Raw genomic sequence first — 23,851 nt, 5'->3', positions numbered from 1 at the left:
TCCAGAACGTCCCTCCAGAGCCGGCGGGCGTGTTCAGCTGCAGCACCAGCAGAGCAAACCCCGGTACGCCGGTAGCCCGTGCCGCGCTACGGGACGCGTAACGCTTACCCCCGACAAACGCGAACTTCCAGTAATGACCGACGACCCCCGTGAAGACGGCAGTCACGAGTTCTCGGAGGGGCAGGGACTCCCCGACGATTACGAGGATTTCGACCTCGACCCGCCGGAGCTGAAAGTCGACCCGGCGAAAGTCGATCCCGTCGACTCGCGGGTGCTCTCGGACCTGCTCGACGAGCGCGACATCCCGACGGAGAAAGTCGACGCCGAGGAGCTCCTCGATGTCGGACTCTCCTACACCCAGATCAACCGCTTCGAGGAGGCGGCGACCACGTTCGAGCGCGCCGCGAAGTTCGCCGATGACGGCAGCCTGCTCCAGCAGGAGGCCTGGGTGAACAAGGGTGCCGCCCACAGCGAACTCGAGGAGTACGACGAGGCCATCGGCGCCTACAAGGAAGCGCTAAAAATCGACGACGAGTCCGAACACGCTGCCACCGCCGAGACGAATCTCGCCTACGCGCTCTGGGAGTTCGGCCGCAGCGAAGACGCCCTGCGACACGCCGAGAACGCCGTCGAGATCGACCCCCGCTTCGCCCAGGCCTGGTACAACCGCGGCTTCTTCCTGCTCGAGCGTGGCCTCGCCGAGAAGGCCGTCGACTGCTTCGACAACGCCCAGCGGCTGGGGATGCGCAACCCCGAACTGCTTGAGGAGAAAGTCCGCGCCCTGGAGGAGGTCGGCCGCGAGGAGGAGGCCGAAGAGGTCCGCCAGCGCGCCGAGGAGATCCGCGAGGAGGCCGAGCAGGCGATGGTCGAGGAGTACTGAATGCTCCTGCGCGAGCGCGAGACCGACCGCGGGCTGCTGGTCTCGGTCTGTGACGCTGGCTTGCTCGGCGAGACGTTCGAGAACGGCGAGGTTTCGCTGACGGTCCGCGAGTCGTTCTACGGCGGCGACGAGGCCGAGGAGGTCGACGCCGACGCGGTCGTCGCGGGGCTCCAGCGCGCCACTGTCGCGAACCTCGTCGGCGAGGAGTGTATCGACGTCGCCATCGACGCCGGCTACATCGACGAGGCGACAGTCATCGACATCGGCGAGACGCGGCACGCGCAGTTGTTGAACCTGAAGTAGCGTCGAGGCTTTCCAGCCTCGCGTATCGGGGTAGTTTGCCTCCGCTCACGGTGTTCGCGGAGTTTCCCCACCCCGGTACCGAAGGGGTGTTGGTTCTCCAGCCCCACAGTTCACATAATGGCTACTCAAGACGCCACCACCCTCGACGTCGACGCCATTCGCGAGGACTTCCCGGTGCTCGACCGGACGGTCGGCGGCGACGTCACTGTCCCCGGCCCGGACGAAGGCGATGACACGCCGCTCTACTACCTCGACAACGCGGCGACCAGCCACACGCCCCGCCAGGTCGTCGAGGCGATGACGGAGTACTACTACGAGTACAACGCCAACGTGCACCGCGGCATCCATACGCTGAGTCAGGAGGCCTCCGTCGCCTACGAGAAGGCCCACGACCGCGTCGCGGAGTTCATCAACGCTGCTGGCCGGGAGGAGGTCGTCTTCACCAAGAACACCACCGAGGCGTTCAACCTCGTCGCCTACACCTGGGGGCTCACCGAACTAGAAGCGGGCGAGAACATCGTCACCACCGAGATGGAGCACCACGCCTCCCTGGTAACCTGGCAACAGCTGTGTGAGAAGCAGGGCGCCGAGGTTCGCTACGTCGAGATCGACGAGAACGGTGAACTCGACATGGACGACCTCCGCGAGAAAGTCGACGACGACACCGCGATGGTGAGTGCGGTCCACGTCTCGAACACGCTCGGAACAGTCAATCCCGTGGTGGAAATCACCGAGATCGCCCACGAACACGAGGCGCTCTCGTTCATCGACGGCGCGCAGGCGGTGCCGACCCGCCCGGTCGACGTGGCGGCCATGGACGCCGACTTCTACGCCTTCTCCGGTCACAAGATGCTCGGCCCGACGGGGATCGGCGTGCTCTACGGCAAGCAGGAGCTACTGGAGGCGCTCCCGCCGTTCCTCGTCGGCGGCTCGATGATCCGCCGGGTCAAGTTCGAGGAAACGACCTGGGAGGAGCTCCCCTGGAAGTTCGAGGCCGGGACGCCGCCCATCGCTGAGGCAATCGGTCTCACTGCCGCCATCGATTACCTGGAGGAGATCGGGATGGAGACCGTCGAGCGACACGAGACCGAACTCGCGACGTACGCCTACGACCGGCTGAACGAGTTCGACGACGTCGAAATCTACGGGCCCACGGACCGCGGCGGACTGGTGAGCTTCAATCTCGATGGCGTCCACGCCCACGACCTCTCCTCCATCCTCGACGACCACGGCGTCGCCGTCCGGGCCGGCGACCACTGTACGCAGCCGCTGCACGACATCCTCGACGTCCCTGCCTCGACGCGTGCGTCGTTCTACATCTACAACACCAAGGCCGAAATCGACGAGCTCGTCGAGGCCGTCGACACCGCCCGGCAGCTGTTCGCCTGACGGCCAGCCCCGGAACCCTTTTCCGCCGAAACCACCTCGTTTGGAACATGAGTGGCTCGGACATGTACCGCCAGCTGATTCTCGACCACTACAAGAACCCCCGGAACTACGGGGAGCTCCCCGACCCCGACTTCAGTCACGTTGGAGAGAACCCCTCCTGTGGGGACACTATCCAGGTCGACGTCGCGCTGGAGGACGACGACGAGACGATCGAACGGGTCGCCTTCTCGGGCGATGGCTGTGCTATCTCCCAGGCCGCCGCCTCGCTGCTGACCGAGAAGCTCCCCGGGAAGAGCGTCGACGAACTGCAGGCGATGGACACCGACGACATCGTCGACATGCTCGGCGTCGATATCTCGCCGATGCGTATCAAATGTGCGGTGCTCGCCCGGCAGGTGGCCCAGGACGGCTCGAAGCTCTACCGCGGCGAACTCGAGGGGAAGGACCGCACAATCACCGAGGAGTAGCGGTTTTTCGCGTCGTTACTGTCGGCACGCACCGAGCTGAGAGGTTCACCGGACCGAACAGCGCTCCCCAGGAGGCGAATCAGCCGGACGCCTGTGCCGAACCGTCTTAGTTGCAGTCTGGCCGCCCGAGCGACCGAAGCTCCGCGAGCAGATGGTCAGCCGGGAGCGCGAGCATGCTACAGCTGAGCGCCCCGTCAGCGGTCCGAATCGTCGTGTCGAGGACGAACGCGTACTCGCGCTGGGCCGCGATACGGCTCAGGAGTGGGTCGAGCACGGTCGCCCCAGCGCCATTGACGAACGCGGGTGAGGTGTGCTCGACAGAGTCCTCGAACACGCCGGTCCAGCCGTCGAGAAAGCTATTGGTCATCACGCCGCCGATCTCCTCGATGGCCGAGCGGGTCATCTCGTCGAACCGCCCGTTGGCGCCGACTGGAAGCATCGCGTCGGCGACCGAGAGTGCGCTCGACTCGCCGAACAGGACCGCCAGATATCCGTCGCGGCCGTCGTTCAGGCCGAACACGGTCCCAGCGACGGGGTCCGCATCGAGATAGAACGGGACCGCCGAGACAGGAACGAACCGCAGCCGACTCAGCTCGACCCGAGCCTCGAGATCGGTGATCGCCCAGAACAGCCCGGTAGCCTCCGCGGCGCCGGCGCGCAGCCGGCGGTCGAGTTCGGCGAGGCCGTCGAGTGAGACCGCGACACCAGCATCGGTTTGATCGGTCGGCAGGAGGTCGACTGCGCTGGGCCCGAGCACGGTGACGAGCGAGAAGCTACGGCCCGTGTTGCGGTCCGACAACTCGCTCTCGAACAGTAGCGCCCCCGAACCCGGCGTTTCGGCGAACAACATCCCGTCCTCGATACGCTCGTGATAGGTGGCCGGCGTGAGTTCGACGGGCTCGTCGAAATGGGCCCGCAGGCTATCGGTGAACTCACCAGCTGCGATAGTGACGGCCTCCTTGACGCTACTCCGGTCCATCGCGTTCAGCCCCGCTCCCGTGGTAGAACGGGGCCCGTCGACGAACGCCTCGGCGCCGGCTCCGTCGAACGCGAGCAGCGTCTCCCCGGGGAACGCTCCGATCAACCCAAGCGTGACGCCGACGTGGCCGGTGTCGCCGAACTGCTGGCAGAGATCAGCCTCAGTCACCACCGAGAGGCCGGTGGTGTCAACGGCGATTTCGGTCCCCGAGCGCCGTGAGAGCGCGTCAGCCGCCGCCCGGGCGCCCTCGTCTGTGACGCCCACGAGTTCTCCCAGCCTGCGGGTGTCGAGCCTCATACAGCCACGTCGTCGAGAGTCACTGATACTGGCAGCCGCCCGACCCGGCTGTTGTCGTCGACGATCAGTTCGGTAGTCCCCCCTGCATCCGTGAACAGACAGAACCAGGAGGCGGTGATTCCAACCCAGTGGGTGAGGCAGGAGTACGCCGGTACGAGCGCTCCCGAAGTCATACTCGTGTCCCGGACAGCGGTTACTTAGTAGCCGGGGGCGCAGTTATCTACGATGATACTGGTCGTCGGGCCCGGTGTGGCGACGACCGTGTGAGTAGCCAATGGATAACGGGCGACGGCTCTCGGAGTAGGTGGGAGCCGCTTCAGCGTATTAACGAGCCGGTACGTTTTTGAAACATCCAGTCTCATGTCCGATAACGAATGGATTCGGACGAGATTATCGAGGTGCTGGGAAACAAGTACAACCCGGAAATCCTCGACGCCGCGAGCGAGCCAAAGTCCGCACAGGAGCTTTCGGACGAGCTCGATGTGCCGATTGCGACCTGCTACCGGCGCATCAACGAACTCACCGAGGTCGACCTGCTGGAGCTCCACGACCAGCCACTCTCCGAAGAGCACCGACGCATCAAGGTGTACCGCCGGTGCATCGACGAGGTGAGCATCGATTTCCGTGACGGGCTCGATATCGACCTGCAGCAGCGCTCGGACGTCAAAAACACCCTCGACGAGGTCTGGCGACGGACCTCCAGGGGATAGTTCTCAGAACTGCGGCCCGCTGTTGCCGCGCATCCCCTCCTCGCGGCCCATCATCGAGAAGCCGCCCGCACGCTCGTAGACCGAGATCCCTCCCTCGCCGATCTCCATCGGGAAGATATCGGTGTTGATGTCCTGTTTCCGCATCTTCGCCACCCAGACGTACCGGTTGACGCCGTCCTGGGTCGGGGTCTGGATGAAGTAGATGTTGCCGTCGGTGAGGAAGTTCTCCAGCCCGATTTCGGTCTCCGGGAACACCGCTCCCTGCTCGTTGATAAGCAGCGAGGTGAGGCCGTTCTTTTTCAGGATGTCCGAGAACTTCAGGAGATAGGTGCGTTTCTCCTTCTCGTCGTCGAAGAAGAGACTGAACATCGTCAGGGAGTCGAGCACCAGTCGGTCGTACGTGGTGCCGGCGAAATCCTCCATCAGCCGGTCGATCGCCGTGTTGAAGTCCTCCTCGCGGAGCATCGTGGATTTGTCGTACACCTTGATGTCGCCGTTCTCGACCAGTTCACCCCAGTTCTCGAAGCCGATGGACTCGGCAGCCTGGCGAATGTCTTCGGCGTTCTCCTCGAAGGAGATGTAGATCCCTTTCTCGTCGTGATCGGTCACGCCCGCATGGAGATACTGGATGCCGAAGATACTCTTCCCGGTACCGGGGTTCCCGCTTACGAGCACCGTCGAGTTCTCGACGACACCGCCGTTGAGGATGGAGTCCAGACCGTCGACTCCGGTTTCGGTCACGTCAACCATGTACTACCGAGTGTACCGGCGGGGGAGGAATTAAGCCCACCGGGTGACGCAGCAACACGTGACGGTAGAGTTAACTGAACCCAGGCGCTCGGGGGAGTCAATGACGCAGGCGGAAGAGGGAGCAAGTAGGGACGAACTACCCGGCGAGCCGCCGACAGCCCAACTCCTCATCGTGGAGGACGAGCCCGACGTGGCTGGGCTCTACGAAGGGACGCTGGAAGCGGAGGGCCACGAGGCCGAGACTGTCCACAGCGTCGGCAACGCGCTGGCGTCCGTCGACGACAGCTACGACGTGATCTTGCTCGACCGCCGACTCCCCGACGGCACCGGGACGGAGGTCCTGGCAGCCGTTCACGACCGCGGGCTTGACGTGCGCGTCGCGATGGTAACCGCCGTCGTCCCGGATTTCGACATCGTGGAGATGGGGTTCGACCTCTACCTGCTCAAACCCGTCTCCCAGGAAGAGCTCACCGGCGCCATCGAGACGCTCTCGCGTCGGAGCCAGTACGACGAGACGCTCCAGCTGACGGCCTCGCTGGCCTCGAAGCGCGCGGTGCTCGAAGCCGAGAAGCCCAACGCCGAACTCGAAGCCAGCGAGGAGTACCGCGAACTGACCGAGCAACTCGACGAGTTGGACGAGGAGCTCAGCGAGATCACCCAGGAGTTCGAGAGCGAGGATTATCGGCGGATGTTTCGGGATATCGGTGGGAGTTAGTCAGTCACGGCAAGTGACCTGTCGCCGGCCTCGTGCGGTCGTTGCGGAAGTGTCACTCTGGCTAAGTTTCACCGACCAGGGACGTGAATTCAGTCGCGAGACGACAGATAGCCACTGTCGAGAGGACTAAGATGACCGCCGACGAGTGGTCGGGCATGGATGATTCAGACGGAATCTACCGACTCGCAGAGCTGACATGGCAGGAGGTCGAGGCCGCTCTCGAGGAGACACGGACGATGCTCCTGCCGGTCGGAAGTACCGAACAGCACGGCCACCACATGCCCCTCGGCGTCGACGTGTACATGCCTGACGCCGTCGCGGAACGCGTCGCCGAACAGACCGACTGCCTGCTCGCGCCGCCGATCTGGTACGGCGTCAGCCCTCACCACACGTTCAAGCCCGGCACCTTCACCGTGGAGAGCGAGACGTTCCAGCACTACGTTCGTGATATCTGTGTCTCCGCGGCGGAATGGGGCGTCGAGAACGTGTTACTGATCAACGGTCACTACCTCGTCCAGGACCCGGAGCTCGACGTGGTCGTGCGCGAACTCACGAACGAACACGGGATGCGGGCGTTTCACGTCCCGCTAATTTCGGTGTTCAGAGACGCTGCCGAGGCGGTCCGGACCAGCGAACTGTCGTTTCACGCCTCCGAGTTCGAGACCAGCATGATGCTCGAACTGTTCCCGGAGCTCGTCGACATGGACCGTGCAGAAGCCGTCGACGGACCCGAGGACGCGCTCCCGCTGACCGACTACGACGCGTTCGGTGACAATCGAGTCGGATGGTCTCTCTCCGCTGACCGGATGGACGAGCTCACCCATACCGGCAACCTCGGCGACGCGACGGTCGCCACTCGGGAGAAAGGGAAACGAATGGTCGACGACGTCGTCGGGAACGTGACACAGCTCGTGGACGCACTCGCCGGTCTCGATGCGCCCAGTGCAGACGACGCCACAGAGTGACCGGGCGACAGCCCCGCGAACAGCCGAAACTGCATCTTCGATTACTGCGACGCCGTTTCGTCGCCCGCGGCCAACTGCTCGCCCACGATTTCGTCGGCGTGTTCCAGGAACTCGTCACGGCGTCCCTGTGGAATCGTCGCGCCCGCAGCGACGTCGTGGCCACCGCCGCCACCGTCGACGGCCGCCGCGGCCTCGCTCATCACCGCAGAGAGGTCAAGTCCGTCCCGGACGAGGAAGCCGCTGCCCCGGGAGGAGACTTTCAGTTCCTCGGCGCTCTCCTCGGCGAAGGCGATGATTGGGTGGTCCCGGCGGACGCCGCTTTCGCCCAGGGCCATGCCGGCGATGATCCCGACGACCGTCTCCCGGATACGGGTTCCAGCGTCGAACCACTGGAGATGCTCCTCCTGGGTGACGCCCTCGGTTTTGACCCACTCCAGCCCCTCCGAGAGGTTGCGCCGGTGGTTGCGTAGAAGTGACCGCGCTTGCTCGAGCGCCTCGTCGCGGTAGCCCAGACAGATCGCGAGCCCAACGTCGGCGCGTTCGTAGCGCGCCGTCGCGTTCAGCACCGTCGAGAACTCGCTCACGTCCCGGAGCTCGGTGCCGACCTCCTCCGCCGAGAGCGTGTAGGTCGTCGTCGTCACACTGTTGACCCGCTCGGGCGGGACACCGCGGTCGATTGCGTGGCGCATCAGCGCGCTCGCAACGGTCTGGCGCTCCTCGAAGGAGAGGTCCACCCACCGGCGCCATTCCCCGTCGAGCTTCAGGTCCACCGCAAGTTCTGAGAGGAAACGAATCGAGCCGCGCTCGTCGCCCGAGATTCCCGGAATCCGGAGTTCGCTCGCGTACTCCAGGAGCTTGGGGAGTGGACGGGTTTGGCGGCCGTAGAGGGAGATATCCGTCACCTCGTCGATGACGCCGTGCTCGACGCCCTCGGCGACGATGTTTTCATTCGCGCCGACGAGGCCGCCGTCAGTGTCCTGCATGTCGCCGACCGCGCCGACGACGGCGAGCGCAGCCAGGTCGCGGTTGTCGCCGCCAGCCCGCTCCAGCGCGCGGGCGAGCACGTACGTCGTGCCGGCACCCGACAGCGCCGAGGCGCCGTCGATACCGAACAGCAGCGGGTTGAGATGGAGGTCGGTGTCCGGGGGTTCCGCACCCTCCTCGGCCGTGGCGGGCTGGTGGTGGTCGGCGACGACTGGGGTGAACTCACCCCGCTCCTCGTGGGGAACGATATCGTCGAGTTGCCCGCTGCCGAAGTCGGTGAACAGCGCGACATCGTGCTCGGTTGCGGCGATACGCTCGATAGCGGCTGCATCGAGCTGTTTCTCGAACGTCGTCTCGAAGGGGATGCCCGCCCGGTCGAGCGCCGTCGCGGCGATCGCACCGCTGGTGAGGCCGTCGGCGTCGATGTGGGAGGCCAGAAGCACGGAGTCGGCGCCGCGGAGCCGGTCGGCGCAGGCTGCCGCGCGCTCGGCCATCGCGGGGACGGGGTCGCTCATCGCTTGTACGGTGGTGGGCGCGGCCTCCTGTTTAACCTCTCGCTCCCGCGTCCCAGCCCAGTACTCATAAACCGGTCCCGGCCGACCCCTCGGTATGGAGAGCTATCGAACGCTGTTGGTCGACGCCTTCACCACGGAACCCCTGGCGGGGAACGCGGCCGGCGTCGTCCCCGACGCGAACGGGCTGAGCGAGGCGCAGATGCAGTCGGTCGCGCGCGAGCTGTCGGTCTCGGAGACCGCGTTTCTCTGCCCCTCCGCGGAGGCAGACCGGCGCGTCCGGTATTTCAGCCCAACCCAGGAGGTCGACCTCTGTGGCCACGCCACCATCGCCTCCCACGGCTTCCTCTTCGAGGATGGCGTCATCGGCGCGGGCACGCACACGCTGGAGACCGAAATCGGCGTCCTGGATATCGAACTCACGGAGAGCGGCGCGGTCTGGATGACCCAGAACGCGCCGGTCGTCCGCCGTGTCGACCTCGACTACGAGACCGCCGGCGAGGCGTTGGACATCGACCCGGACGCGTTCCGCGACGTCGGCGCTGATCTCCCCCCCGCCTCCGCCTCGACGGGGCTCCCGTTCCTCATCCTCCCGGTGAATTTCCTCGAACATCTCTCGGGGATGGAGCCGGATATGGCCGCGGTAGAGGCGCTCGCCGACGCCCACGGCACCGCGGGAATCTACGTGTTCAGCTTCGACGCCCTGGGTCGCAGCCAGCCCGACGGGACGACGCTCCACGGGCGGGCGTTCGTGCCGGGGCTGGGTATCGATGAGGACCCCGTCACCGGCACCGCTTCCGGCGCCTGCGGCGCCTATCTCGACCGGTTCGCCGCCTTCGAGGGGGAGATTCCGGACCGGATGACGTTCGAGCAGGGCCACTTCCTCGACCGCCCGGGCCACGTGGGTGTCCGCGTCGACGGCGAGACGGTACAGGTCGGCGGCGATTCCGTGATCTCGATGGACGGCTCGCTCGTGGTCCCGCCTGAGGAAGAGGACGAGATCATTCAGGCTTAGCCGGTCACGGCAAACTTAGCCAGTCACGGCAAACTTAGCCAGTCACGGCAAGCGACTCCCCGCAGCCTCGTGCTGCGGGCACGGAGACTACGCCGTGACTGTGCTGACCAATCGCGGTTGTCTCTGAGAAAGAGCGCCTTCAGTCCGCGCGGTCGAAGCGCACCGGACAGGGCGCGTCAAGCATGATCTCCTGGAAGGTCGAGTCAAATACCGCGTTCCCCGTTTGCGAGCGCTTGCGCCCGCCGACGATGATGAGGTCGGCACCGAGCGGCCCCGCGATCTCGACCAGCTGCTCGCCGTTCTCGCCGAGGGCGCCATGACGGGTGAACTCGACGCCGGCGTCGTCGAACAGGCCGGGCTCACAACCCCGAGTCAGGGGAGCTCCCTGAACTCGCGTTCGCAGTCCGGGCATCGACGCACGTTGTACACCTCGTCCGGGGCGTTCTCGGTGGCGAGCGTCTTTTCGCACTCGGCGCAGTTGAGCCGCCCGTACGTGTCCTTGTAGAGGTCGTCGTTACGGAGGCCCTTCCGGGTACTCTTCATACGTCTGAGTTCGCCGCCGAGTATAAAAAGGCCCGCGTCGCCCGCCGATTCGGAACGCTTGAACCGGCCCGGGGCGAACGCCGACTCGTGTCGCGAACCCGTCTGTTCGGTTCTCTCTGTGGTCACGCCTTCCTCGTGAACTTCGCGCGGGTGGTGATGGCGCCGCTGGTCGCCGTCTTCATCGCGACGTTCGGCGTCGGTGAGGGGACGGCCGGGCTGGTCGTCTCCGCAGTCTGGATCGGCAGCGCGCTCCCCAGAGTACCGACGGGCTATCTGCTAACGAAGCTCTCCCGGCTGCAGGTCGTGTTGCTGTCCAGCGTCACCCTCGCGATTGGCGCGACGCTCACTGCCGTTTCGGTCGGCGTGCCGGCGCTCATCCTCGGTGCGGGCGTGATGGGGCTCTCCTCCGGGCTCTACTTCGTCACCGGCAACACGCTCGTAAGCGAACTGTTCCCGACCCGTGTCGGTCGGATGATCGGCATCCACGGCACCGCCAACCAGGTCGCCGCCGTCATCGCCGCCCCAGCTATCACGTTCGCGCTCGCCATCGGTGCCGACTGGCGCCCCCTGTTCGTCGCGCTGGGCGTCCCGGCCGGCGAGGAGTGGCGCGCGGTGTTTCTCGCACTCGCGGCCGCCGCGGTGGCGCTGACCGCGGCGACGTATTTCCTCGGCCGCGGGACCCCGCTTCCCGACGCCGGGAACGAGGACCGTGACCTGCTCGGCGCGGCCCGCATGGAGTGGCGAGGGGTTCTCTTCGGCCTCGCGGTGATGGGCACCGTCGGCTTCGCGTGGCAGGGGGTGTTCAACTTCTACGTGCTGTTCGCCGAGGGCCGCGGGCTCTCTCCCTCGATGGCTCGGAACGCGCTGACGGTCGTCTTTGCCGCGGGCATCCCCGCGTTCGCCATCAGCGGCCGTCTCGCCGACCGGCTCCCCCAGCCCGCGTATCTCCTCGCCATCGTCACGGCGTTCGTCCTCCTCCTGTTCGGCCTGAGCGCGGTGCGCACCGTCGCTGGGCTGTTCGCCCTGTCGGCGGCCATTGGCTACGTCGTTCACAGCCTCTATCCCGCACTTGACACGTTCCTCCTCGGCACGTTCCCGGACCGGACCCGCGCGAGCGCGTACTCCGTCTACAGCGGGGCGATGATGCTCGCACAGGCGCCGGGGTCCTGGTTCGTCGGGACGCTCGCCGAGGCGGGTTTTGCGTACACTGCCATCTTCCGCGGCTTCGCCATCGCCGTCGCCGTCGTCGCAATCGGCCTGTTCTGGCTCCACCATGACGACCAGTTGCCGTCGTAGCCCGTCCCTGGCGGCCCTCCGCGGCTGTCTCCCGGCGACTCGGACGGTGATTCGCCACGTTCAAGCCGGCTGGCGGAGTGGAGTCGGCCATGTCCCGTTCCGTGTGGCTGAAAGCCGACGACTCAGTCGGCGACTGGGAGGAGCGAAAACAGCGCATCACCGCCGGACTCGAGGCCGGCATCGACTGGGTGCTGGTCGACGAGGCCGACGTCGGTCGGGTGCGCGAACTGGGCAGCGTGAACGTCGCCGCGTTCAGGGGGACGGGCGAGCGCGAAGACGACGTCATCGACGCCAGTCAGGACACCGACCCCGACATCTTCGTCGTCGGCAAGGAGGGCGAGGGTGACGGCACCGTCGACCTGCCGTCCGATTTCTCCGGCTCCGCGGATCTGACGACGCTCCGGCGGTCAGACGACCGAGCGCAGGCAGAGTACGTCCGCATCTTCGGCGAGGATTACGAGGAGTTCGCCGAGGAAGCCGCCCGCGACGCCGAGTACACCATCGTCGTCGCCGAGGACTGGCAGATCATCCCGCTCGAGAACCTCATCGCTCGCGTGGGCGAGGAGACGAACCTCGTCGCCGGCGTCGAGTCGGCGGAGGCCGCCGCGACAGCGTTCGAGACGCTCGAAATCGGCGTCGACAACGTGCTCCTCGACACCAACGACCCGGACGTCGTCCGGCGGACCGTCGAGGTGCGCGACCAAGCCGAGCAGGAGACGCTCGACCTGCAGTTCGCCGAGATCCAGAAAGTCGAAGAGACCGGCGGCGCTGACCGGGTCTGTATCGACACCGGGTCGCTCCTGGAAGACGACGAGGGGATGCTCGTTGGCTCGCTCAGTCGCGGACTCTTTTTCGTCCACGGCGAGACAGCCGATTCGCCGTACGTCGCCTCCCGGCCGTTCCGCGTGAACGCCGGCGCGGTCCACGCCTATGTCCGGACGCCGGAGGGTGAGACGAAGTATCTCGCTGAGCTCCAGTCGGGCGACCGCGTCCAGATCGTCAACACTGCAGGCCACACGCGAGAGGCGCTGGTCGGCCGCGTCAAAATCGAGAAGCGACCGATGTTCCGCGTCCAGGCCGAGATCACCCCCGAGGACGGTGAAGTCGACGTCGTGGAGACGCTGCTCCAGAACGCCGAGACGGTGAAAGTCTCGACAAAAGCGGGGCGGAAAGCGGTTACCGACCTCGAACCGGGCGACGAGGTTCGGATGTACTACGAGGCAGGCGGGCGCCATTTCGGCGAGAAGGTCGAAGAGAGCATTATCGAGAAGTAACCAATCACGGCGCGCGACCTGCCGTGACCGACGTGTCACGGCCACGGAGCCCATGCCGTGATTGTGTAAAGCCAATCACGGCGCGCGACCTGCCGTGACCGACGTGTCACGGCCGCGAAACTCATATTGCGACCGTGCGAACTCCCTCGACCAGCAGTCGGCGACGGCTGGTTCCGTTCCAGGACCACAGGTCCCGTCAGACGCTCCGAAACGCCTAACAGCGACCCCCAAATAAGCCACCCATGGTCGTCATCGCCAGTGTAGTGGGCGAGACAGTCGATTTCCTCGTCTCGAACCCGATATTCACCCTCATCCTGTTCGCAATTCTTGGGTTCATCTTCTTCATGTACCTCCTCGTCCGTCGGACACTACAGGGGCTCCGGGACGGGTTCGACACCGGAAAGGGGAGCTAACTTACGATGGTCGGAGTCGCGACTGTCGCGACAGCGGTCATCGCGGCGCTCGCAAGTCTCTTTATGGCATGGGCCATCGGCGCCGGCTCCTCTGGCTCGACGCCCTTCGCCCCCGCGGTAGGTGCCAACGCCATCTCGGTGATGCGTGCGGGGTTCGTCGTCGGCATTCTCGGCTTGGCCGGCGCAGTCCTCCAGGGCGCCAATGTCACCGAAGCGGTCGGCTCCGAGCTCATCGGCGGCGTCTCCATCACCGCGCTCGCGGCCACCGTGGGGCTGTTGACCGCCGCGATTCTGGTCGCACTGGGCGTGTTCAAAGGCTACCCCATCGCGACGGCGTTCACCGTCACCGGCGCCGTCGTCGGCGTCGGTCTCGCGCTGGGGGGCGAGCCCGCATGGGCGAAATACCGCCAGATTGCGACGCTCTGGGTGCTTACCCCCTTCGTCGGCGGCGGCATCGCCTACACCACCGCACGGCTGCTCCGCGCCGAGGGCGTCCCCGAGAAGGTGGCCGTCCCCGCCCTCGGGGGGCTTATCGGCGCTATCGTCGCCAACATCCAGTTCGCCGTGCTCGGCGCAGCCGACGGAAGCGGCGCCATCTCCGGGGAAGTCGCGGGCTGGCTCGTCGACCTGCTGTTTGCCGGCGCCATCACCCCCCAGGAGCTGCTCATCGTTCGTGCACTCATCACCCTCCTGTTCGGGGCCGTCGTCGCCGCGGCGCTGGCTGCGGACACGCGGCGCGACGAGGCCGGCGCACAGCGACGGTTCCTGCTGGCACTGGGCGGGCTGGTCGCGTTCTCCGCCGGCGGCTCACAGGTCGGGTTGGCGATCGGCCCGTTGGTGCCGTTGCTGGAGACGTTCGAATCCATCCCCATCATCGCGCTGCTGGTCGGTGGCGGATTCGGCCTGCTCGTCGGCTCGTGGACGGGCGCGCCGCGGATGATCAAGGCGCTCGCCCAGGACTACTCCAGTCTCGGACCGCGGCGCTCCATCGCCGCGCTCATCCCGAGTTTCGCGATCGCCCAGACCGCCGTCGCATTCGGCATCCCCGTCTCGTTCAACGAGGTCATCGTCTCGGCCATCATCGGCTCTGGCTACGCCGCCGGCGGCGCCGGCGTGAGCCGGAAGAAGATGGTGTACACCGTCCTGGCGTGGGCGGGCTCGCTGGTGCTCTCACTCGTCGTGAGCTACGGCACAATGGTCGCCGTGCAGTCGGTTTCTTGATCAGCCGTGACATGCACCGCCACTCACGGCGCGCGACCTGTCGCCCCCTCCGTGGGGTGACGACGGAACCCATGCCGTGATTGTGTAGAGCCACTCACGGCGCGCGACCTGTCGCCCCCTCCGTGGGGCGACGACGGAGCCCATGCCGTGATTGTGTAGAGCCACTCACGGCGCGCGACCTGTCGCCCCCTCCGTGGGGCGACGACGGAGCCCATGCCGTGAGTGTGTAGCGTAACGACAGGCGGAACACAGCACCTTTGCCCGTCCCCCGCATCCCGATAGCCATGAGCGGCGTGCCACAGCAGCCCGACGAGAACGACGCCAGCTATCGACTCGACCGCTGGGCCGGGCTTACTATCGTCGGTTCGATCGTCCTCTCGCTGCTGCTCCTGTTCATCGGCGAGCCGCTGTTCTGGGTCCCCTTCGCCGCCGGCATCGGCATCGGCGTGCCGACACTGGCGATACTGGCCGACCGGGAGCGCGACCGGGCTACGAGCGAGGAGCAGGCTGCAAGCGAGAAGCGAGAGCGTAATGCGGGCGAAGAAGAGTCGGAGTAATCCAGTTAGGGCACTTCGCCTTCCATCGACCCGCGGTACCATCGCCCCGTCTCAGTGCCACACTCCTTGCAGCACGCGATGACGGCCGCTTCGTCGTCCGCCCGGTCCAGGTCGTTATCCGTCTTCTCACCGCAGTTCGGGCAGTGCCGGAGCTTCACCTGTTTCCCATACTCGAGCGGCGCGCCGAGCGCGAGTGCGACCACTCGCTCGTCGCCGCGGTTCCAGCCGCGCTGGAACTCCGTCCGGTCGAACCGAATCACCTCGCCGGGGGCGACCTCGACGGGGCCATCCTCGGTTTCGAACGTCGCAATGCCCGAAATCACGTAGAACACCTCCTCCTGCACCGCGTGGTTGTGGTAGGCGAACGCGAAGGAGTCCCCCGGCTCGAGTTCGTAGTAGTTCATCGCGAAATCCGTCAGTCCCAGTGGTTCCGTGAGGTGACGCATCACTGCGGCGGCCTGGATGCTGTCATCGAGGTCGGCGACGGCGGTTTTCTCCATAGCCACGCTCCGAGATGAACGGACAAAACAGTGGCCGTTACGGCTATCGAGGCAACTGGACCGGAACTCATAGTGATTACGGCGAATAGGTTCATCGACGGTGTCGAACGCCGCCGGTTCAGGGGCTCCCATCACCGACACGGATGGTCACGGCGGGACAGACTCGCAGTAATCACTATCAGGGAACCACGCCCCCAATCGAGCCGCGCTCCCGCTGGCCAGTCTCCGCACCGCATCGTCCCGCCGCCGTACTCGAGCGGTGCGCCGAACGCCAGCGTACCCACCCGCTCGTCGCCGCGGTTCCGGCCGCGCTGGAACTCCGTCCGGTCGAACCGAACCGCCTCACGCGGACCCACCGTCACCGCCCCGTCACCAGTCTCGAACGTCGCGGTGCCAGAAATCACGTGGATCACCTCCTTCTGCAGCTTGTGCTCGTGGTAAGCGACGGACGAGGAGTGCCAGGGCTCGAGTTCGTAGTGGTTCATCGCAAAATCCGTTAGCCCCGAGGGTCCGTGAGCCCGTGCCGGACCGTCGCGGCCCGGATATCGTTCTCCACGTCCTCGACGGCGAGCTTCTCCAGAGCCGCAGGGGGAGGTGGGACTGAAAAATCCGGGTGTCAGTCGAAGCCGCTGACCAGCGTCACGAACCACTGGGCCGGGTCGGGGTCACGCCGGAGTTCGACCCGCTCGACCCACTTGACCCACTGGAAGCCGCGGCGCCCGGGCGCGACGAGCCGTGCGGGCGCGCCGTGCCCATGCGAGAGCGGTCGGCCACCGACGTGAGTGGCAAGCAGCGCCTCCCTTGCCTCCGCGAGCGGGAGGCTCCAGCGATAGCCCGTGACGCTGACGAACCGAACCCACGCTGCCTCATCCGTGACGCCGGCCTCGTCGAGCAGATCACCGATCCGTACGCCGCCCCACTCCTGGATCGTGTACCAGCCGCTCGTGCAGTCGAGCGTCTCGCGCTGGACAGTCCGCTCGTCGCCGCTCGGCAGGTCGCCGTGGCCGAGTTCGAGTTCCTCGTCAACCTGTCCCGACACCGCGAGCGACCACGTTTCGGGCTCGACCGGGTCCGGGTCGTCGGCGACCCACGAGGTGACCGGGAACGAGCCGCCCTCCGTGTCGGTATCTGCCAGGTCACCGATCGGTTTCGAGCCAGTCTCGCGCGTGACGACATCACGGGTCGCGGCGACGAACTCCGTCGCCCGCCACGCGAGCACGCCGGCGACGAGCAGCCCACCGGTTTTGAGTGCGCTTCGACGGGAGGCGTCGGTTCGAGAGGGGAGCCTGAGGCGCGCTCGGAGATGGAGCAACAGGAGCGGAATCGCGAGCAGTCCGAACCCGATGTGGACGTTGAGTGTGGTCCAGGGCCCGACCGGAACGTTGCCGCCAAGACCCCAGAATATCCCGAGCGCGAGCACGGCGACGACGACAGCGCCGAGGAGTACCGAGATGGGCGTCGCTCGGTCCCAGTTCCGGGAGTCTCTCACCCGGTTCGCGACCCGCGCGAACTTGAACAGGAGGAGGCCGACGAGCGTGAGACTGACGACGGTATGGAGGGTGACGAGCAGGGCCGGACTGAGCCAGCCGGTCCACGAGAGCAGCCCCGTCCCGACGGCTGTGGTGACGACGACGAGGATGCTCCAGTCGACGACGCGCGGCGGTGGAGCGATCCGGCGGAGCGCTCGGGCGTCGAGGCGGTCCATAGCCGAGTCAGGGGCTGGACTCCCAAGAGTTCGTCGCGCACCCCGCTCGCTTGCTCGTCACCAGTACCGGCCAGCAAGGCGACCAAGCCGCAGGCACAAGTGGGGGCGGGGCGAGAGCCGATGCGTGCCTGCAGCTATCGTCACCGGCTCATCGCGGGGTATCGGTCGCGGAATCGCCGTTCGCTACGCCGAGGATGGCTACGATATCGCGGTGAACTACCACACCAGCGAAGCGGAAGCTGAGGAGACGGCCGAACTGGTCCGCGAGGCCGGCCAGGATGCCGTCATCGTCGGCGCCGACGTCTCCGAACCGAACGGGGCCGAGGCGCTGGTCGACGCCGGTGTCGGGGCGTTTGGCAGCGTCGACCACCTCGTCAACAACGCTGGCATCGACCAGCACGTGTACACCGCGGAGCTCCCGCCGGAGGATTTCGACCGTGTGATGGACGTTAACGTCAACAGCGCGTTCAACACGACGAAAGCCGCGCTCCCGCATCTGAAGGCCTCCGACGACAACCCCTCGATCGTCAACATCTCCTCGATTCTCGCCTACACGGGCGCGCCGGTGGAGGTCCACTACGCCGCCTCGAAGGGCGCGCTCATCTCCCTGACCAAGAGCCACGCGGGCGATTTCGCACCGAATATCCGCGTGAACGCCGTCGCGCCGGGTCACATCGAGACAGACATGGTGAGCGACCGGACCGAAGAAGAGATCCAAGAGGAGATTGCTCAGATCCCGGTCGGGCGCATCGGGCAGGTCGAGGACATCGCCGACGGGTGTGCGTATCTTCGGGACGCCGGATTCGTGACTGGTGAGACGTTGAACGTTAATGGTGGAGAGTTGATGCGGTAGGTCCCGGTTACAGGTTCTTCAGTACCGACTGCGTCTCGGAGAACTGTATCACTGATGGGTTGCGGACACCGTCAAAGCCCCTGCCTGCTCGGCTGGGGGGGCCTCGCTGCGCTCCTCAGTCGCTTCGCTCCTTGCGGTGCTTACTTCGTCCGCCTTCGCCGAGCAGGCAGCCCCTTTCAATCCCACCCACCGCACAGCGATGCAGAGCCCACGTCCTCCCCGGCCGACTCGTTCCTTCACCGACGTTCAGTCACTCGTCTCTCGCGCTCGCTCGCGCACGGAGGCGCTCCCGCTTCGCGCCGACGCACCCGCAAAAACGACACCCACTCCCGTTTAGTCGCTGATCACTTCGTCCCGGTGCTCTTGCACCGCTGCCTCGATGCTGTCGAGGCCCGTCTCTAGCTGCTCCAGCGAACTCGCAAAGGAGAGCCGAAGCGACCCCTCGCCGGCCTTGCCGAAGCCGTCGCCGGGTGCGAGCACCACGTCTTGCTCGCGCAGCAGGCGTTTGGCGATGTCGAGACTACTGCCGGGCAGGTCCACGTCGAGGAATGCGTAGAACGCGCCATCGGGCGTTGGACAGGAGACGCCGTCCATCGCCTCGACGCGCGCGGCGACGTACTCGCGGCGTTCTGCGAACGCCTCGTACATCTCCTCGACCGGCTCCTGTGGGCCGGTGAGGGCGGCGATGGCAGCGTGCTGGGCGACCGAGCCAGCACAGGCGGTCGTGCTCTCGTGTATCTTCGTCACCTCGTCGACCAGTTCGACCGGACCGCCGAGCCAGCCGACCCGCCAGCCAGTCATCGCGTACGTTTTCGAACAGGAGCCGACCGTGAGAACGTGCTCGGGGTGGCCGGTGAGTGCCGCGATCCCGACCGGGTCCCGGTCGTAGGTCAGTCCGAGATACACCTCGTCGGCGATGACGTAGGCGTCGTGCTCGGCGGCGGCCTCGACCACCTCGCGCATCGGCTCGGGGTCGAACACCTGCCCGGTCGGGTTGGAGGGCGAACAGAGAACAACGGCACCCGTATCCTCGCTCATCCGGTCGATAACCCGGTCGGCGTCGAGCGCGTAGCCCGATGCCGCCGACATCGGTATTTCGACAGGGACGCCGTCCGCGAGTCGGGCCTGCATCCAGTAGTTTGGCCAGGCTGGCGACGGGATGAGTAGCTCCTCGCCGTCCTCGATTGTCGCGAGCACAGCGAGATGGAGCGCTTCCATCCCGCCGTTGGTCACCGTTAGCTGGCCGGGGTCGTACTCGATAGCGAAGTCCTGGTGGAGCGTGTCGGCGATAGCCTCCCGGAGCTCGGGGAGCCCCGCGTTGGAGGTGTAATGTGTCTGGCCCGCTCGCGCGGCGTCGGCGGCGGCCTCGACGACGTGCTCTGGCGTGTCGAAATCGGGCTCCCCGACTTCGAGACGCACCAGGTCGCGGTCGGCGGCCTCGGCCAGGTCGAACATGACGCGGATCTTCGAGCGCTCGCAGGAACGGACGCGCTCGGTGGGCGTAAGCATAGGCCAATGGTTGGTCCGCGGTGGCAAAAGCCTGTGTTCCCGCGGGGGCGTTGCCGGGAGCCCAGGTCGGCATGAGACAGGTTACTGCTCGACCGGAACCCCCGGCGGGCGACCGGCCAGTTCGTCGCGGCTGTGGGGCTCCGTGAACTCGATGTCCGGCCCCGTCGGCACCAGTCGCTTCGGGTTGAGGTCGCCGTGGCTGACGTAGTAGTGCCTCGTGATCTGCTCGACGTTCACCGTCTCGGCGATCGCCGACTCACGAGTCGTACCACTCCCCGTTCGTCCGTCCGGCGAACCCGAGGGTTCGCCCGTCTGATAGATATCCTTCGTGTAGCCCCAGAGGTTCGGATACTCGTGAATGGGCCGGCGGTTGCATTTGAAGTGCGTGTGATAGACATGGTCGAAGCGAACGAGCGTCGCGAACATTGCCACGTCCGCGAGGGTGAGCCGCTGGCCGTCTCCGGCGAGATAGCGCTGGTCAGCGAGCACACTCTCCCAGTGATCGAGCGCGTCGAACAGTTCGGCAACGGCCTCGTCGTAGGCCGCCTGCGTGGCCGCGAAGCCCGCGCGGTAGACGCCGTTGTTGATGGGTTCGTAGATGGCTTCCACGATATTGTCGATGTCGGCACGGAGCCTCTCGGGGTAGAGCGACACCTCGTTGCCCTCGAAAGCGGTATCGAGCATCCGCATGATTTCGCTCGATTCGTTGTTGACGATGGTCTCCTCCTGTGTGTCCCAGAGGACAGGCACTGTCACCCGACCGGTGAACTCGGGGTCGGCGTCGGTGTACACCTCGTGCAGGTAGCCGTGGCCAGAAATCGGGTCGGGATGCTCCGCGGAGAACTCCCAGCCCTGGTCGTAGCGCTCGGGCTGGACCAGCGAGATGGAGATATCGTCCGCCAGGCCCCGAAGCTGTCGGACCATCGCCGCGCGGTGGGCCCACGGACAGGCCCGGCAGATGTAGAGATGGTAGCGCCCTGACTCGGGCCCGAAGCGGCTCTCCGTCGGTTCCTTGCCGGCGGCCGCGACGCTGCCGTCGAGCCAGTTCCGAAATGTGGTCTTCTGGCGGTCGAACTCCCCTTTCTCGTTCGTCGAGTCGTAGGCGTCCGTCCGCCACTCACCGTCGACGAGCATGTTCATACCGAGGAGATAGGTCGCGAGCCGTATAAGCCGACCGTCGGCGGAGGAACAGCGCCGTCCCCGGTCGAAAACGCGCTTCAGCGCAACAGCGTCTCGACGACGACTCGGGCAACGGTCGGCGCGTCCGGGCCGAGCACGTAGGTGATGGCCTCGACGCCGTGTGCGCCTCTCTGGTAGAGGACGAACGGCTCCTCGGGATCGCCGCCCTCGTCGAGGAACTGCGCCACAGCGGCCCGAACCGCGTCCGTCGGCGCATCCGGGTCGAACTCGATAGCCGGATAGCCGGCCTCCTCGAATCGGTCGACTACGTCCGGATCGTAGTAGAGATTCACCGCCGCGTTGGCTGTGGCACCGCCATCACGGGCCGAAAGCAACACGTTCGCGACGTGTTCGCTGACGCCGAACTCCGGCTCGCCCGGCACGGTCGCGGCCCCTTTCACGTCGACGATGCGGCCGGGGATGCCGCCGACGTCCTCGATACCCTCCGGGTTTGGAAGCGCTTCGACGAGGTTCGTGCCGACGTTCGGGATGAGCCCCGCGAAGCTGGAGGCGTTGGTGAGCACCCGGAGCCCGCGCCGGACCGAGGAGAGCACCTGTTCGCTGGTGCGGAGCGCGGATTCGGGGTCGTGAATCGCGAAGGAGACGTCCGCATCAGCCAGTTCGGGCCACGCCTTTTCGTGGAGGCGAGCGAGCAGGTCGCCGTCCTCCAGTCGACGGATCAGCACCTCTGCCTCGACGAGTGCGCCGACCCGGGTGATAGTTCCCTCGGCGAGCCCAGTCGCGACACGGTCAGCGAGCGCCTGCACCCGCTCGTCGCTCTCGACTGCCGGGTGCGTGTCGACATCGCCGTGGGCGTATTTCGAGACGGCCGACTGGCTGATGCCCAACAGGTCGCCGACCTCGGCCTGGGTCAGCCCTTTCTCTCGAAGGCGCTCGGCCAGCATCGAGCGGTAGGTCGGGAGGAACGTGTCGACGACGACTTCCTCGATAAACTTCATCCGTCCCGGTCCTCCGTCCCTGTCTCTGTCTCCCCCTCTTTCTCGGCGGCCGCCGCTCGCTCCGCGACGAACTCGGGGTCGCTTCCGATGCGAGAGGCCTGTGGGCCGGACTGGTTCTGGTACTTCGAGTCGCGATCGCTGCCGTACGGGCGTTCGGCTGGTGAGCTGAGTTCGGTGAAGATGAGCTGGGAGACGCGCATTCCCGGCGAAAGCGCGACCGGCGCAGTACCGAGGTTCGAGAGTTCGAGCGTGATCTGGCCCCTGTAGCCGGGGTCGACGATGCCCGCAGTGGCGTGGACGACGATCGCAAGTCGCCCCAGCGATGAACGACCCTGGACGTGGGCAATGAGGTCCGCCGGGATGTCGACGCGCTCTTTGGTCGTGCCGAGGACGAAATCACCCGGGTGGAGAATGAACTCGTCGCCCTCTGCCACGTTCGTCTCCTGAACGTACTCGCCGACCTCCTCCTCGCGGTTCGGGTGGATACAGGAGATGTTGGTTCGCTGGAACTCCAGGAACTCCTCACCGAGCCTGAGGTCGACGCTCGCAGGCTGGACCTGCATATCGATGTCGTCGATTGGGTCGATAACCAGGTCGCCAGCCTCCAGCCGGCGGAGGATATCGCCGTCCGAGAGTATCATACAGGAGGCGGGGCGGCGCGCGGCCTAAAAGCTCCCTCATCGCCGCTCCGGTCGCCTATACCAGTTCGAACAGCAGGCCGAAGACGGTGAGTGCGCCGACCACCCCCGCCGCCGTCGTGGAATGGAGGCTCCGGGCGTCGGCCAGCCCGAACGTGCGGATGGCGCCGGCCCAGACCGCGGTGACGATCGCGAGGCCGAACACCATCGGCTGGAGGCCGGAGAGCGCCGCGCGCAGCGCATCGACGGCCCCGTCGGGGTTGGCCGGACCCGTCAGCGACTGAACTGTGGGGACGATGAACGCCGTGACGCCGAGGATCCACAGGAGGCTGGGAACCATCCCCCAGCCGGCAACCACGAGCGTTTCGCCGAACGAGCCCTCGCCGCCGACGACGGCGCTCGCGGCGTGGAGCACGCCTGTTTGGAACAGCCACCAGACTGGGACGAGGACGAACGAGACGGGCGGAAACCACGAGAACTCCCGGGCGACGAGCGCCCCGAGTTCCCGCTGGACCGTCGGGGGCTGGTCACAGCCGGACGGGGTGTCCTCGAACGCGGGGTTCTCACAGATGCCTTCGCCGGGGTCGGCGGGGTTGTCGACGGTGATTACCACGTCGAGCGTGGCAGCCAACTGGCCGACGATGCGGGCTGCGCCGACGGCCGTGGCGATGGCCACGGCGAGGGCGGCGTGGGACAGCGGCGGCGCGTCGTCGTGGGCCGCGAAGTAGCGATCCGGGCGGAGGAGGGGGTTCGGGGACCAGCCATCGGGTGGACATGCTGGGCAACCAACAAATCCTCTGTCGTTGGAGGTGGGAAACGCTTTCCGGACCGCCCGGCTGGGTAGTGGTATGAAGCAGGCAATCGTGGCCCGAACCGATCTCGGGATGGGGAACGGGAAGCTCGCCGCGCAGGTCGCACACGCGTCGCTTTCTGCCTACGAGGACACCGACAGGCGGACGCGCAAGCGATGGAAGGGGGAGGGCCAGAAAAAAGTCGTCCTGAAAGCGAGCGGCGAGGACCAGCTGTTCGAGCTGGCCGACAAAGCCGAGCGGAAGGGGCTCGCCAACGCCGTGATTCGTGACGCCGGGCACACCCAGCTCGACCCGGGGACAGCAACGACCGTCGCGATCGGTCCGGGCGAAGACGAAATCGTCGACCGCGTGACGGGTGACCTCTCACTATTTTGACATCCTCCCGCGCCTGAAGACGCGGGAATCCCACGGCACCGCGCCGCTTGA

Annotated in this window: 29 protein-coding genes; 15 read left to right on the top strand and 14 right to left on the bottom strand. The window is 66.2% G+C overall.

From position 1 onward, the window contains the following. The first annotated feature begins 133 nt into the window (after positions 1-133). The 4 genes from V5A38_RS03570 (at position 134) to sufU (ending at position 3,039) form a co-directional block, all read left to right on the top strand. On the top strand, positions 134-880 hold the full coding sequence (locus tag V5A38_RS03570) for a tetratricopeptide repeat protein (protein ID WP_332324375.1): 747 nt from the start codon (positions 134-136) through the stop codon (positions 878-880). Continuing rightward, the gene (locus tag V5A38_RS03565) at positions 881-1,183 is read left to right on the top strand and encodes a DUF424 family protein (protein WP_332324374.1); all 303 of its coding nucleotides are present in this window, start codon (positions 881-883) and stop codon (positions 1,181-1,183) included. Positions 1,184-1,300: 117 nt separating this feature from the next. After that, the gene (locus V5A38_RS03560) at positions 1,301-2,572 is read left to right on the top strand and encodes a cysteine desulfurase (protein ID WP_332324373.1); all 1,272 of its coding nucleotides are present in this window, start codon (positions 1,301-1,303) and stop codon (positions 2,570-2,572) included. A 47-nt stretch (positions 2,573-2,619) separates the two neighbouring features. Beyond that, entirely contained in the window at positions 2,620-3,039 is a 420-nt protein-coding gene (gene sufU / locus V5A38_RS03555; protein WP_332324372.1) for a Fe-S cluster assembly sulfur transfer protein SufU, read from the top strand. 106 nt (positions 3,040-3,145) lie between these two features. Here sufU and V5A38_RS03550 read toward each other — a convergent pair whose 3' ends face one another. Together V5A38_RS03550 and V5A38_RS03545 are read right to left on the bottom strand one after the other, a co-directional pair. Further along, positions 3,146-4,315, bottom strand: coding sequence for a hypothetical protein (locus V5A38_RS03550; RefSeq protein ID WP_332324371.1), 1,170 nt, complete (start codon positions 4,313-4,315; stop codon positions 3,146-3,148). Beyond that, a complete protein-coding gene (locus V5A38_RS03545; RefSeq protein ID WP_332324370.1) occupies positions 4,312-4,488 on the bottom strand; it encodes a hypothetical protein in 177 nt (58 codons plus the stop codon). Before V5A38_RS03545 ends, V5A38_RS03550 begins: the two co-directional genes overlap by 4 nt. 201 nt (positions 4,489-4,689) lie before the next feature. On the opposite strand from V5A38_RS03545, the gene V5A38_RS03540 reads away from it, so the two are divergent. Then, a complete protein-coding gene (locus V5A38_RS03540; protein WP_332324369.1) occupies positions 4,690-5,025 on the top strand; it encodes a helix-turn-helix domain-containing protein in 336 nt (111 codons plus the stop codon). Positions 5,026-5,028: 3 nt separating this feature from the next. On the opposite strand, the gene V5A38_RS03535 is transcribed toward V5A38_RS03540, so the two are convergent. Then, positions 5,029-5,775, bottom strand: coding sequence for an ATPase domain-containing protein (locus tag V5A38_RS03535; RefSeq protein ID WP_332324368.1), 747 nt, complete (start codon positions 5,773-5,775; stop codon positions 5,029-5,031). A 100-nt stretch (positions 5,776-5,875) separates the two neighbouring features. Here V5A38_RS03535 and V5A38_RS03530 point away from each other — a divergent pair, with 100 nt between their 5' ends. Both V5A38_RS03530 and V5A38_RS03525 read left to right on the top strand, forming a co-directional pair. Then, on the top strand, positions 5,876-6,490 hold the full coding sequence (locus V5A38_RS03530; protein ID WP_332324367.1) for a HalX domain-containing protein: 615 nt from the start codon (positions 5,876-5,878) through the stop codon (positions 6,488-6,490). 155 nt (positions 6,491-6,645) lie between these two features. After that, entirely contained in the window at positions 6,646-7,455 is an 810-nt protein-coding gene (locus V5A38_RS03525) for a creatininase family protein (RefSeq protein ID WP_332324366.1), read from the top strand. A 41-nt stretch (positions 7,456-7,496) separates the two neighbouring features. On the opposite strand, the gene V5A38_RS03520 is transcribed toward V5A38_RS03525, so the two are convergent. Further along, positions 7,497-8,954 (bottom strand): DHH family phosphoesterase, encoded by a 1,458-nt coding sequence (locus V5A38_RS03520; protein ID WP_332324365.1) that lies wholly within the window; start codon positions 8,952-8,954, stop codon positions 7,497-7,499. A 94-nt stretch (positions 8,955-9,048) separates the two neighbouring features. On the opposite strand from V5A38_RS03520, the gene V5A38_RS03515 reads away from it, so the two are divergent. Continuing rightward, on the top strand, positions 9,049-9,966 hold the full coding sequence (locus V5A38_RS03515) for a PhzF family phenazine biosynthesis protein (RefSeq protein WP_332324364.1): 918 nt from the start codon (positions 9,049-9,051) through the stop codon (positions 9,964-9,966). A 139-nt stretch (positions 9,967-10,105) separates the two neighbouring features. Here V5A38_RS03515 and V5A38_RS03510 read toward each other — a convergent pair whose 3' ends face one another. Both V5A38_RS03510 and V5A38_RS03505 read right to left on the bottom strand, forming a co-directional pair. Further along, positions 10,106-10,378, bottom strand: a complete 273-nt coding sequence (locus tag V5A38_RS03510) for a universal stress protein (protein ID WP_332324363.1) — start codon at positions 10,376-10,378, stop codon at positions 10,106-10,108. Further along, positions 10,339-10,509, bottom strand: a complete 171-nt coding sequence (locus V5A38_RS03505; RefSeq protein WP_332324362.1) for an HVO_0758 family zinc finger protein — start codon at positions 10,507-10,509, stop codon at positions 10,339-10,341. Before V5A38_RS03505 ends, V5A38_RS03510 begins: the two co-directional genes overlap by 40 nt. 87 nt (positions 10,510-10,596) lie before the next feature. On the opposite strand from V5A38_RS03505, the gene V5A38_RS03500 reads away from it, so the two are divergent. The 5 genes from V5A38_RS03500 to V5A38_RS03480 all read left to right on the top strand — a co-directional run bounded on the left by V5A38_RS03500 (position 10,597) and on the right by V5A38_RS03480 (position 15,270). After that, a complete protein-coding gene (locus V5A38_RS03500; RefSeq protein WP_332324361.1) occupies positions 10,597-11,805 on the top strand; it encodes an MFS transporter in 1,209 nt (402 codons plus the stop codon). 89 nt (positions 11,806-11,894) lie between these two features. Further along, a complete protein-coding gene (locus V5A38_RS03495) occupies positions 11,895-13,079 on the top strand; it encodes a 3-dehydroquinate synthase II (RefSeq protein ID WP_332324360.1) in 1,185 nt (394 codons plus the stop codon). Positions 13,080-13,321: 242 nt separating this feature from the next. Continuing rightward, entirely contained in the window at positions 13,322-13,492 is a 171-nt protein-coding gene (locus V5A38_RS03490; RefSeq protein ID WP_332324359.1) for a hypothetical protein, read from the top strand. Between the two features lie 6 nt (positions 13,493-13,498). Then, complete coding sequence (locus V5A38_RS03485; RefSeq protein ID WP_332324358.1) at positions 13,499-14,713, top strand: inorganic phosphate transporter; 1,215 nt, start codon at positions 13,499-13,501, stop codon at positions 14,711-14,713. Between the two features lie 284 nt (positions 14,714-14,997). Then, positions 14,998-15,270 (top strand): hypothetical protein, encoded by a 273-nt coding sequence (locus tag V5A38_RS03480; RefSeq protein ID WP_332324357.1) that lies wholly within the window; start codon positions 14,998-15,000, stop codon positions 15,268-15,270. A gap of 5 nt (positions 15,271-15,275) precedes the next feature. Here V5A38_RS03480 and V5A38_RS03475 read toward each other — a convergent pair whose 3' ends face one another. The 3 genes from V5A38_RS03475 to V5A38_RS03465 form a co-directional block, all read right to left on the bottom strand. Next, positions 15,276-15,770, bottom strand: coding sequence for a cupin domain-containing protein (locus V5A38_RS03475; protein ID WP_332324356.1), 495 nt, complete (start codon positions 15,768-15,770; stop codon positions 15,276-15,278). Between the two features lie 131 nt (positions 15,771-15,901). Continuing rightward, positions 15,902-16,255, bottom strand: a complete 354-nt coding sequence (locus tag V5A38_RS03470) for a cupin domain-containing protein (RefSeq protein ID WP_332324355.1) — start codon at positions 16,253-16,255, stop codon at positions 15,902-15,904. Between the two features lie 131 nt (positions 16,256-16,386). Beyond that, complete coding sequence (locus V5A38_RS03465) at positions 16,387-17,475, bottom strand: molybdopterin-dependent oxidoreductase (protein WP_332324354.1); 1,089 nt, start codon at positions 17,473-17,475, stop codon at positions 16,387-16,389. Between the two features lie 124 nt (positions 17,476-17,599). On the opposite strand from V5A38_RS03465, the gene V5A38_RS03460 reads away from it, so the two are divergent. Then, positions 17,600-18,328 carry a glucose 1-dehydrogenase gene (locus V5A38_RS03460; RefSeq protein WP_332324353.1) on the top strand — a complete coding sequence of 243 codons (729 nt, stop codon included), beginning with the start codon at positions 17,600-17,602 and terminating at the stop codon, positions 18,326-18,328. Between the two features lie 333 nt (positions 18,329-18,661). Here the strand turns inward: V5A38_RS03460 and V5A38_RS03455 are convergent, their stop codons facing one another. The 5 genes from V5A38_RS03455 to V5A38_RS03435 form a co-directional block, all read right to left on the bottom strand. Next, entirely contained in the window at positions 18,662-19,837 is a 1,176-nt protein-coding gene (locus V5A38_RS03455; protein ID WP_332324352.1) for a pyridoxal phosphate-dependent aminotransferase, read from the bottom strand. Positions 19,838-19,918: 81 nt separating this feature from the next. Beyond that, a complete protein-coding gene (locus V5A38_RS03450; protein WP_332324351.1) occupies positions 19,919-20,977 on the bottom strand; it encodes a glutathione S-transferase family protein in 1,059 nt (352 codons plus the stop codon). A gap of 77 nt (positions 20,978-21,054) precedes the next feature. Continuing rightward, a complete protein-coding gene (locus V5A38_RS03445) occupies positions 21,055-21,975 on the bottom strand; it encodes a thiamine-phosphate synthase family protein (RefSeq protein ID WP_332324350.1) in 921 nt (306 codons plus the stop codon). Continuing rightward, a complete protein-coding gene (gene dcd, locus V5A38_RS03440) occupies positions 21,972-22,616 on the bottom strand; it encodes a dCTP deaminase (protein WP_332324349.1) in 645 nt (214 codons plus the stop codon). Before dcd ends, V5A38_RS03445 begins: the two co-directional genes overlap by 4 nt. A 55-nt stretch (positions 22,617-22,671) precedes the next feature. Then, positions 22,672-23,463: a Yip1 family protein gene (locus tag V5A38_RS03435; RefSeq protein ID WP_332324389.1), complete on the bottom strand. Its 792-nt coding sequence runs from the start codon at positions 23,461-23,463 to the stop codon at positions 22,672-22,674. Here V5A38_RS03435 and pth2 point away from each other — a divergent pair. Further along, a complete protein-coding gene (gene pth2, locus V5A38_RS03430; protein ID WP_332324348.1) occupies positions 23,462-23,800 on the top strand; it encodes a peptidyl-tRNA hydrolase Pth2 in 339 nt (112 codons plus the stop codon). The two genes, V5A38_RS03435 and pth2, sit on opposite strands and share 2 nt — an antisense overlap. Positions 23,801-23,851: the final 51 nt, after the last annotated feature.

It is taken from the genome of Halolamina sp., assembly GCF_036626355.1.
Taxonomy (GTDB): domain Archaea; phylum Halobacteriota; class Halobacteria; order Halobacteriales; family Haloferacaceae; genus Halolamina.
Note: the sequence above shows the minus strand (reverse complement) of the source record. Positions and strands in the feature narration are given on the sequence as shown.

Excerpts from the sequence above, each read along its gene's own strand:
- V5A38_RS03570 (WP_332324375.1), top strand. The coding sequence starts at position 134 with ATGACCGACGACCCCCGTGAAGACGGCAGTCACGAGTTCTCGGAGGGG.
- V5A38_RS03565 (WP_332324374.1), top strand. The coding sequence starts at position 881 with ATGCTCCTGCGCGAGCGCGAGACCGACCGCGGGCTGCTGGTCTCGGTC.
- V5A38_RS03560 (WP_332324373.1), top strand. The coding sequence starts at position 1,301 with ATGGCTACTCAAGACGCCACCACCCTCGACGTCGACGCCATTCGCGAG.
- sufU (WP_332324372.1), top strand. The coding sequence starts at position 2,620 with ATGAGTGGCTCGGACATGTACCGCCAGCTGATTCTCGACCACTACAAG.
- V5A38_RS03550 (WP_332324371.1), bottom strand. The coding sequence starts at position 4,315 with ATGAGGCTCGACACCCGCAGGCTGGGAGAACTCGTGGGCGTCACAGAC.
- V5A38_RS03545 (WP_332324370.1), bottom strand. The coding sequence starts at position 4,488 with ATGACTTCGGGAGCGCTCGTACCGGCGTACTCCTGCCTCACCCACTGG.
- V5A38_RS03540 (WP_332324369.1), top strand. The coding sequence starts at position 4,690 with ATGGATTCGGACGAGATTATCGAGGTGCTGGGAAACAAGTACAACCCG.
- V5A38_RS03535 (WP_332324368.1), bottom strand. The coding sequence starts at position 5,775 with ATGGTTGACGTGACCGAAACCGGAGTCGACGGTCTGGACTCCATCCTC.
- V5A38_RS03530 (WP_332324367.1), top strand. The coding sequence starts at position 5,876 with ATGACGCAGGCGGAAGAGGGAGCAAGTAGGGACGAACTACCCGGCGAG.
- V5A38_RS03525 (WP_332324366.1), top strand. The coding sequence starts at position 6,646 with ATGGATGATTCAGACGGAATCTACCGACTCGCAGAGCTGACATGGCAG.
- V5A38_RS03520 (WP_332324365.1), bottom strand. The coding sequence starts at position 8,954 with ATGAGCGACCCCGTCCCCGCGATGGCCGAGCGCGCGGCAGCCTGCGCC.
- V5A38_RS03515 (WP_332324364.1), top strand. The coding sequence starts at position 9,049 with ATGGAGAGCTATCGAACGCTGTTGGTCGACGCCTTCACCACGGAACCC.
- V5A38_RS03510 (WP_332324363.1), bottom strand. The coding sequence starts at position 10,378 with ATGCCCGGACTGCGAACGCGAGTTCAGGGAGCTCCCCTGACTCGGGGT.
- V5A38_RS03505 (WP_332324362.1), bottom strand. The coding sequence starts at position 10,509 with ATGAAGAGTACCCGGAAGGGCCTCCGTAACGACGACCTCTACAAGGAC.
- V5A38_RS03495 (WP_332324360.1), top strand. The coding sequence starts at position 11,895 with ATGTCCCGTTCCGTGTGGCTGAAAGCCGACGACTCAGTCGGCGACTGG.
- V5A38_RS03490 (WP_332324359.1), top strand. The coding sequence starts at position 13,322 with ATGGTCGTCATCGCCAGTGTAGTGGGCGAGACAGTCGATTTCCTCGTC.
- V5A38_RS03485 (WP_332324358.1), top strand. The coding sequence starts at position 13,499 with ATGGTCGGAGTCGCGACTGTCGCGACAGCGGTCATCGCGGCGCTCGCA.
- V5A38_RS03480 (WP_332324357.1), top strand. The coding sequence starts at position 14,998 with ATGAGCGGCGTGCCACAGCAGCCCGACGAGAACGACGCCAGCTATCGA.
- V5A38_RS03475 (WP_332324356.1), bottom strand. The coding sequence starts at position 15,770 with ATGGAGAAAACCGCCGTCGCCGACCTCGATGACAGCATCCAGGCCGCC.
- V5A38_RS03470 (WP_332324355.1), bottom strand. The coding sequence starts at position 16,255 with ATGAACCACTACGAACTCGAGCCCTGGCACTCCTCGTCCGTCGCTTAC.
- V5A38_RS03465 (WP_332324354.1), bottom strand. The coding sequence starts at position 17,475 with ATGGACCGCCTCGACGCCCGAGCGCTCCGCCGGATCGCTCCACCGCCG.
- V5A38_RS03455 (WP_332324352.1), bottom strand. The coding sequence starts at position 19,837 with ATGCTTACGCCCACCGAGCGCGTCCGTTCCTGCGAGCGCTCGAAGATC.
- V5A38_RS03450 (WP_332324351.1), bottom strand. The coding sequence starts at position 20,977 with ATGAACATGCTCGTCGACGGTGAGTGGCGGACGGACGCCTACGACTCG.
- V5A38_RS03445 (WP_332324350.1), bottom strand. The coding sequence starts at position 21,975 with ATGAAGTTTATCGAGGAAGTCGTCGTCGACACGTTCCTCCCGACCTAC.
- dcd (WP_332324349.1), bottom strand. The coding sequence starts at position 22,616 with ATGATACTCTCGGACGGCGATATCCTCCGCCGGCTGGAGGCTGGCGAC.
- pth2 (WP_332324348.1), top strand. The coding sequence starts at position 23,462 with ATGAAGCAGGCAATCGTGGCCCGAACCGATCTCGGGATGGGGAACGGG.